At 32.4% G+C, this 1,358-nt stretch carries 2 protein-coding genes and 1 pseudogene; all 3 read left to right on the forward strand.

Going from position 1 to position 1,358, the window contains the following annotated elements:
• Positions 1-156: 156 nt before the first annotated feature.
• Positions 157-300 (forward strand): TrwH protein, encoded by a 144-nt coding sequence (locus PVV66_RS09535; protein WP_120121385.1) that lies wholly within the window; start codon positions 157-159, stop codon positions 298-300.
• A complete protein-coding gene (locus PVV66_RS09540) occupies positions 297-1,052 on the forward strand; it encodes a type IV secretion system protein (RefSeq protein ID WP_273719612.1) in 756 nt (251 codons plus the stop codon). The genes PVV66_RS09535 and PVV66_RS09540 overlap by 4 nt, the downstream gene beginning before the upstream one ends.
• A 213-nt stretch (positions 1,053-1,265) precedes the next feature.
• Positions 1,266-1,358: pseudogene (locus PVV66_RS09545) on the forward strand (trwi protein); the annotation flags it as partial.

A 1,358-nucleotide genomic window follows, 5' to 3' on the forward strand; every position in this document is an offset into this window, starting at 1 on the left:
TATTTGCACTGAAATCGAGCTATTTTTTATCAATATAAAAAATGAAATTAAGAAAAGATAAACTATCGCAAACTATGCACTTTACTTTATCATTAAAATTATAATAATGATAAAAAATATTGACTTTATTTAATTGTAAAAAAGAGTAATATTAAAATGAAAAATATCATTCTTATGATTTTGATCGCAAATATTCTATCGGCTTGTGCATTAGCACCAAAGCTCAAACAACCAAATGATAGGAACCGTGTACCTATTAATAAAACAATCCCTGCCGAAATTAAACGAGGAGACAGATGAAAAAGCGATTTATTGTAACAGGAATGATGACCCTTTTGGTAGTACTAAATTTAACTCTAACATCTAATTTCAGTTGGGGTTCTGCGACTCAAAGTTCAACTGTCCAAACTCCTTCCTCTTTTTCAAAAGCAGAATATCTGAAAATTATTGAGTTGTTAACACAACAAATTAAGACAACCGAAGATCAGATCAAAAACGCGGAACAACTCTATAAATCTATAACAGGAAATAAAATACGAAACCTAGGAATGCAGCCGAAGTTATTCATAGAAGATTCGCTTTTTATCTATCCCACCCCACACAAAACCTACGTGGGAATGCCTACTACACAATTCAGACAACGTGACCATTTAGAAAAGCTTATGACTAAAATTAACACGCAAGAGATGAGGGTCTTATTCTCATATCTTAGCCTGAAGAGGCAGTACGAAATAATTAATAAGCGTCTTCAATATAGTGGAATTGTCGATAAAGCTGTAAGCTTGCAAGCTTTCGAAGATGCAGAAAAACGCTTTATACAAATTGTCGATTTCGTAAATGATATAAATAAAACAAAAGATCTGAGAGAAGTTTTTGACCTGCAAACACGCATCAGAAATATGTCAGCCGTACTCCAAAATGAATATGCAAAGCTACAAATGGTCAGAAATTTAAGCAATAATGAAGAGCTTCTTATCGAAATACAAAAACGTAAATTGTATGAAAAAATTATATCCAATGCCCACACGCGTGTGCCTCAAGTAAGATTTTAGCCACTAAAGCTCTTTACAATATTGGCTTTTTTTCATGAAAACAAAATCCAATGTAGAAGATTCGGTCCTATATCCCAACAATTCAAAGAGACACAGAGCTTTTATCAAAGCCAAGATAATAGCAGTGAAAATTTGGGCAATGTATAAATGCAAATGGCATGTATCTATGTTCCAAGGTAATAAAAAATTGAAAATTTGTTAAAGAGGAATGCCATGAACTTTACTGTGTTCACGCAACTTTTCAATAAAATTGATCAGATAACACAAACATATGTCACGGATATTTCCTCAAAAGCAATTGTTACA

It is taken from the genome of Bartonella sp. AU16XJBT, assembly GCF_028618665.1.
Lineage (GTDB): Bacteria > Pseudomonadota > Alphaproteobacteria > Rhizobiales > Rhizobiaceae > Bartonella.

What these genes read in the sequence shown, in the direction of transcription:
- PVV66_RS09535 (WP_120121385.1), top strand. Translation starts at nt 157, where the DNA reads ATGAAAAATATCATTCTTATGATTTTGATCGCAAATATTCTATCGGCT.
- PVV66_RS09540 (WP_273719612.1), top strand. Translation starts at nt 297, where the DNA reads ATGAAAAAGCGATTTATTGTAACAGGAATGATGACCCTTTTGGTAGTA.